Raw genomic sequence first — 6,000 nt, forward strand, 5'->3', positions numbered from 1 at the left:
CGAAGTCCCCCAGGCGCAGCGCCGCCGCCGACGCGAAGATCGCCGCCTCCGCGGCCAGGGAGGCGTCGTCGACCCGTTCGGCCAGCCGCATCGCCCGCTCCGCGGTGGCGAACAGGTTCGCGGCGACGCGGTTGAACCCAGCGCGCGCCACCAACCAGCGGGCCCGGCCTCGCTCGCTCAGGTCGCCCTCACGCAGGCGTTCGGTCCAGGCGAAGCCTTCGTGGGTGTGCCCGCTCATCCACATCGGCAACCACACCGACCACAGCAGCTCGGCGGCGTCGTCGTGANGGCGGGCGTCGACGAGCTGGTCGTACCCGAGCCGCAGCACGCCGCGATCGACCTCGACCTGCTCCACCGCCGTCATNTCGCCGCGGCCCCGGATCCGTGCGCCGAGTTCGCGCGCCGTGTGGAGGGCCCACTGGCTGACGCTCCNCTGGACCTGCTCCCGCTCGGTCGGTTCGAGCGTCTCGAGCGCNCACCGGCGTACCGGTTCCAGCAGCCGGAACCGCGCGACCTGTCCGGCGTCGCTGCGGGCGACCAGCGAGTGCTCGATCAACTCGGCGAGCGCGCCCACCGCATCCGCCGTGTCCGGCGCAGCGATCCCGTCGACGGTATCCAGGGAGAAGCTGCCCGGGACGATGGCGAGCCGCGGGAACAGCCGGCGAGCCGCGGGGCCGAGTATTCGGCAGCTCCACTCGATGGTGGCCGCCATGGTGCGTTGCCGCGCCGGCAGGTCCCGGGGGCCGGCCACAGGCAGCTCCGCCAACTGATCGACCCGGTCCAGCAGTGCCTGGGGGCCGAGTCGCGCGGCTGCGGCGGCCAGGAGTTCGATGGCCAGTGGTAGCCCGTCGGCCCGCCGACACAGCTGCGCGACGGGATCGTCGTCCTGCCCGCCCGTCGTCGGCGATCGTGCGCCGGCGGCGGTCAGCCGCTCGCTGAAGAGCCGCACGGCCGCCGCCGGGTCCAGCGGGGCGATGCGGATCTCGCGTTCCCGACGCACCCGCAGCGGAACGCGGCTGGTGGCCAGGACCACCGCGCCGGGACAGGCCGACAGCAGCTCGACCAACTGCGGAGCGCAGGCGGCCACACGCTCCAGGTTGTCCAGAACGAGCAGGACCGCCGCCCCGGCAAGGTGCACGGCGAGGCCGGTCACGGTGTCGGCGTGGGTTCCCGCCGCGAGGGCGACGACGGCGAGGACGTCGTCGGGGTCGGTGACGTCGGTGAGGTCGGCGAAGAATGCCCCGCCCGGGTGGTTGGCGACCACCGTCTGTGCCGCCAACAGCGCGACGGTGGTCTTGCCGACCCCGCCTGGGCCGGTGAGCGTCACCAGCCGGCCCGGCGCGGAACGCAGAGCGGCGACGATCTCGGCGACCTCGTCGTCCCGCCCGACCACCGGGACAGNCGGCGGAGGCGGAGGGTGGGACGTCAAGGTGCGGGACGGCATCTCGAGGGCCCCGTTCCCCGCCCGTCCCAGCGTCGACAGCAGCGCCGTGGCCTCGGCGTCGCGGAGCTGCAGCGCCGAGGCCAGCGACCGCACGGTGTGCGGCTGGGGCTGGGTCCGCCGCCCGCGTTCCAGCGCGCTGACCGCATCGACGGACAGGCCCGCGGCGGCGGCCAGCTCCTGCTGGGTCAGCGACCTGGCCTCCCGCAGTTCACGCAGCACGGCCGCGAAGCTGCGCGCCTTCCGCNCCGGTCCCGACGGATCATTCACGATCTCGATTATGTCCGCCGCTGTAGGGGCGGTGTCCGGGCGTTGTCCGGTTGTCGAGCCGCATCCCGATGATCACGATGGACAGTGACAGGACGAACCGGCGAGTGAGGAGTCGAAGGCATGGTCCCCGAGGCCCTGGAAGCGTTGCGCGTGGCGATCAATTCCCACGTCCCGGAGCGGATCGCCAGCTGCTTCACGGACGACTACGTGGCCGAGCGGCCGCTGAAGCCGCATGAGGGGTTTATCGGCTCCGACCATGTCGCCGCGAACTGGAGGAAGATCCTGGCCGGGCTGCCGGACCTGCAGGCCGAGATCCTGCGCCACGCCCAGAACGGCGACGAACTGTGGTCGGAGTGGGAGATGCGGGGCACCGCCCCGACCGGGGCGACGGTCGTGCTGCGCGGCCCAGTGGTGCTCACCACCCGCGACGGACGGATCGCATGGGCCCGGTTCTACCCCGACCCGGTCACCATGAACGGCCCGACCCACACCACCGTCTCCCGGGTGCTGGACGCCCCGGCCGACCGGATCTTCGCGGTGCTCCGCGACCCCCGCCGCCACCCCGAGCTCGACGCCACCGGCTTCCTGCGCCGCGCCGAGACCCTCGACCCGATCGGCGCCGTCGGCGACACCTTCGTCATGGCGATGCACAACGACGAGCAGGGTGACTACCGGATCGAGAACCACGTCGTGACCTTCACCGAGAACCGGGTCATCGGCTGGGCGNCCGGCCGACCGAGTCAGCGCGCGGACGGTCACCGCTTTACCTGGACGCTCACCCCGACCGACGACGGCCGCACCGAGGTGACCCACACCTACGACTGGGCGGCGGTCACCCACCCGGCAAAAGTACCGCGTCTGCCGCTTGTCTCCGCTGCCCAACTCGAAGCGTCGGTGGGGCAACTGGCCACAATGGTGGCGTAGACGCTGGGTTCTGTCGCCAATCCCGCGTCGGGCTGTCCCGGATCCGGACGACGCTACTCGGAGGGCACTCGACGTTGACTCGGTCGTTGACTTCGACTTCGATCCAACCCCACTTGAACGCAGTTTCGGCGTTGTTCTGGATGCGGCNGGGACACTCCCGACCGAGGTGGCGCACATTGATCAAGCCTGGCGGCCGAATAATCGACATCCACCCCTCTCCCGTAAAGATGGCTCTTCGCAGTTGGCCGGGTGTCGTGCTCGCCGACTGACCGACTGTGATCGGTCGCTGTGACGGGGTTCAGTCGCGGGCGAGCCCGTTGGGACGTCTTCTTCGTCACCCCGGCCACCGTGTTGCGCTGGCACCGTGACCTCCTCGCCAGGAAATGGACCTATCCGCGGAAGTCGCCCGGACGGCCACTGATCCGCCGGGAGATCCGCGATCTGGTCCTGCGCCTGGCGCAGGAGAACCCGACCTGGGGCCACCGCCGGATCCACGGCGAGCTCGTCGGGCTGGGCTACCCGGTCGGGGTCGCCACCGTCTGGCGGACCTGCACCGCGCCGGTGTTGACCCCGCACCCCACCTTCGACCGGCAGCTGCAGGTCGAGCGGTTCATTGATCGGCATGGCAGCAGATTTCCAGCTCCATGCCGTCCGGGTCGCGGAAGAACAGCGACCACTCGGATCCGAGCCGCTGGATCTCGCCGGTGTCAGCCCCCAGACTGCGCAGCCGATCCCTAGTGGCTTGGAGGGTCTCCAGCGAGTCGACGGCGAGAGCGAAGTGGTCGATCGGGCCCCGCCCGCCTTTCTGGCGCCTGTCGCCGATGATGGCTTCGGNCGGCACCTCGAAGACATTGAGCGCGGCACCTTCACCGAGGTCGACGACGGCCATGCGTGGGTGGTCTCCCACAGCCTGCATCTCGGACGTCATCGTGGCCCCGAGTGCGTCGGTGTAGAACTTCACGATCTTATCGAGATCGGCTGTGAGCGTGGCGACGTGATTGAAACCGATTGTGACCGGCACTGCGTCCTCGTTTCGGTCAGGACATCTGCTCGACCTGGTTTGCCAGGTCTGTCTCGGTGACGGCATGAGTGGAGATCTGGCTTGCGGAGATCGGCCGCACTGGTGAGCGGCGGCGATGACTCCCGGGGAAATGCGAGGCCGTCGGTGGACGACCCCTCCCGGGCTCGTCGTGGAATTGGTGCCGCGGCTGGGAGATGGCCATTGGCAGGCTGGATAGTGGGACAGGCGCGGGCCAGCGCGGCGGCGGCCGTTAGGCGGCGGTGTTGGCTGCGGGAGTGGTGCGATGCGCGTGGTCGGGGTCAGTTCGGGGGCGGAATGCCGCGGCGACCCAGGTGAAGCCGACGAGCGCGAGCACCGCGACACCGATGATCACTGGACGGGCTGGGCCGGGGGCGGTGAGCATGATGCCGACCCCGCCGAGGCCGGTGAGGGCGGCGGCCGGTAGCGGGGCGACTCGGGCGCGGTAGAGGCCGATGGCGAGCAGGAGGTAACCGACGCCGCCGGCGACGAGCGCGAAGAAGATGACGTTTCCGATGCTGGCGTTGTGGAAGTGGTCCCACAGGTCGACCATCGCGGCCCGTTGGGGTTGCCGGGCGATCTGTCCGGCGATCAGTGAGGCCGTCGCGATACCGGCGAGCGCGATCGTGCCGACGACGGTGAGCGTGGCGCCGGTTGCGGCCAGTTTCGGCTTGTGTGGGCGGATGGCCGCCGCGAGTGTCAGGCCGGCTGGGATCAGGAGCGCCGCGGCGAGCATGGCGAGCAGACCACCGGCGTCCGAGCGGGTCGGGTGGGCGCTGACGTCTGCGAGGAAGTTCGCGGGATCGTCCACCCAGGGGGCGGAAAAAAGTCGCGCGATCAGGGCGACCAGGGGTGCGGCGACCAGGCAGAGCAGCAGGGCCGGGGGCGGTGTGGGGCCACTACGGGCGGATGGGGTCATCGGAGGCGTCCTTTCGGCGGGTGGAACGGTTGCCGCGACGGTGTCGCATCCGGACCGTGGGGCGCGTCGGAGTACGCCCGGATCTTTTCTTCCGGGTATTCCCGGAAGAAAAGACGACCGGTGCGGTGTCACCATTCACGGATGGAGATGACGCTGGCGCGGCGGAGAACCGCGGTGGCTGTCGCGGGGGCGGCGTGGCTGCTGCTGCCGGCCGGCGTCGGTGTGCTGGTGTGGCTGGATCAGCGTCTGCGCGCCATGGGACGTCCCGACCTCGTGACGACCACCGGCGGGGCAGAGATCCCGTTTGTGCTGGTCGCGGCGACCGCGTCGACGGTCGGAGTCGCTCTCGCGCTGCGTCGCCCGCGCCATCCGGTCGGTTGGCTGTTCCTCGCCCTGGGCGGCGTCCTGCTGCTGTCCGGTGGGACACAGGGGTATGCCGCCTACGGCGCGGTGGCCCGCCCGGGTCGTCTGCCCGCCGCGGACCTGGTGGCGATCTACGCGGATGCCGGTTTCATTCCATGGCTGGTGCTCGTCGCGCTCATTCTTCATCTGACGCCGACGGGCCGACCGCTGTCCGCCCGTTGGGGACGGATCNCGCTCGCGACCGCGGTCGCCGGCGGCCTGTGGCTGCTCGTGGGTCTGGTCACCACCGAGACCATGCAGCCCCCGTTCCAGTCAGTCACCAATCCGCTGCTGATCGGTGGGCCGCTCGGTCCGTTGCTGGTCGCTCGCAGGGTCCTGGGGCTGGCGACTGGAGCTGGTGTTGTGCTGGCGGCGGTGTCGCTGATCGTCCGGTTCCGCCGATCCGTAGACGTCGAGCGCCGCCAGTTGCTGTGGGTGGCGGTGGNCGCGGTCCCCTTGCCGGTGCTGATGGCTGCGTCGTTCNCCGCCTCGTACGCGGGCAACAACACCGCCGCCGGCCTCGCCGCGGCGACGTTGATCGGCCTGCTGGCGATCGGTGCCGGNCTGGCGATCGGCCAGTACCACCTCTACGACGTCGAGGAGATCCTCAGCCGGGCCGTCACGTACCTGCTCGTCTCCGGGCTGCTCGCGGCGTCCTACGCGACGGTCGTGATCGTCGTCGGGCAGTCGCTCGCCGGCCGGACCGGGCGTTCACAGATCTCCGCGGTGCTCGCGACGCTCGCCGCTGTCGCGGTCACCGCCCCGGCCTACCGGAAGATCCAGGAAGGGGTCGACCGGCGGTTTAGCCGGCGGCGGTTCGAGACCTTGCAGGTGATCCGACGCTATCTACGGGACCCCGACCCCGACGTCNCCGTTGAGGAGGTGTTGCGCCGTGCACTGGGTGACCCCACGCTAGCGGTGGCCTACCTGGTCGATGACCGTCGCCAATGAGCCTGTCACGATTTCCGTGTAAGCCAGAGGTGAATAGCTTAGCTTACGCGTTCA

The 6,000-nt window shown here is 70.4% G+C and carries 3 protein-coding genes and 5 pseudogenes; 4 read left to right on the top strand and 4 right to left on the bottom strand.

The annotated features are described in order from the left end of the window. Positions 1–1,402: 1,402 nt before the first annotated feature. A pseudogene (locus UK94_RS69960) lies at positions 1,403–1,663 on the bottom strand (helix-turn-helix transcriptional regulator); the annotation flags it as partial. A 168-nt stretch (positions 1,664–1,831) separates the two neighbouring features. On the opposite strand from UK94_RS69960, the gene UK94_RS29565 reads away from it, so the two are divergent. From UK94_RS29565 to UK94_RS69970, 3 genes and pseudogenes are all read left to right on the top strand, one after another. Then, positions 1,832–2,437 (top strand): nuclear transport factor 2 family protein (locus UK94_RS29565; protein WP_235490567.1); only part of this gene is annotated, 606 nt, incomplete at its 3' end. A 1-nt stretch (position 2,438) separates the two neighbouring features. Then, a pseudogene (locus UK94_RS69965) lies at positions 2,439–2,635 on the top strand (ketosteroid isomerase); the annotation flags it as partial. Positions 2,636–2,944: 309 nt separating this feature from the next. After that, positions 2,945–3,213 (top strand): annotated as a pseudogene (locus UK94_RS69970) (helix-turn-helix domain-containing protein); the annotation flags it as partial. Between the two features lie 32 nt (positions 3,214–3,245). Here UK94_RS69970 and UK94_RS69975 read toward each other — a convergent pair. The 3 genes and pseudogenes from UK94_RS69975 to UK94_RS29575 form a co-directional block, all read right to left on the bottom strand. Continuing rightward, on the bottom strand, positions 3,246–3,469 hold a 224-nt coding region (locus tag UK94_RS69975), incomplete at its 5' end, for a VOC family protein (RefSeq protein ID WP_235490569.1). A gap of 1 nt (position 3,470) precedes the next feature. Beyond that, a pseudogene (locus tag UK94_RS69980) lies at positions 3,471–3,722 on the bottom strand (VOC family protein); the annotation flags it as partial. Positions 3,723–3,906: 184 nt separating this feature from the next. Beyond that, a complete protein-coding gene (locus tag UK94_RS29575) occupies positions 3,907–4,593 on the bottom strand; it encodes a DUF4386 family protein (protein WP_157734500.1) in 687 nt (228 codons plus the stop codon). A 174-nt stretch (positions 4,594–4,767) separates the two neighbouring features. Between UK94_RS29575 and UK94_RS69985 the strand changes: the two are divergent. Further along, a pseudogene (locus UK94_RS69985) lies at positions 4,768–5,187 on the top strand (hypothetical protein); the annotation flags it as partial. Positions 5,188–6,000 lie beyond the last annotated feature (813 nt).

Source organism: Frankia sp. AvcI1, from assembly GCF_001420875.1.
Taxonomy (GTDB): Bacteria; Actinomycetota; Actinomycetes; order Frankiales; family Frankiaceae; genus Frankia; species Frankia alni.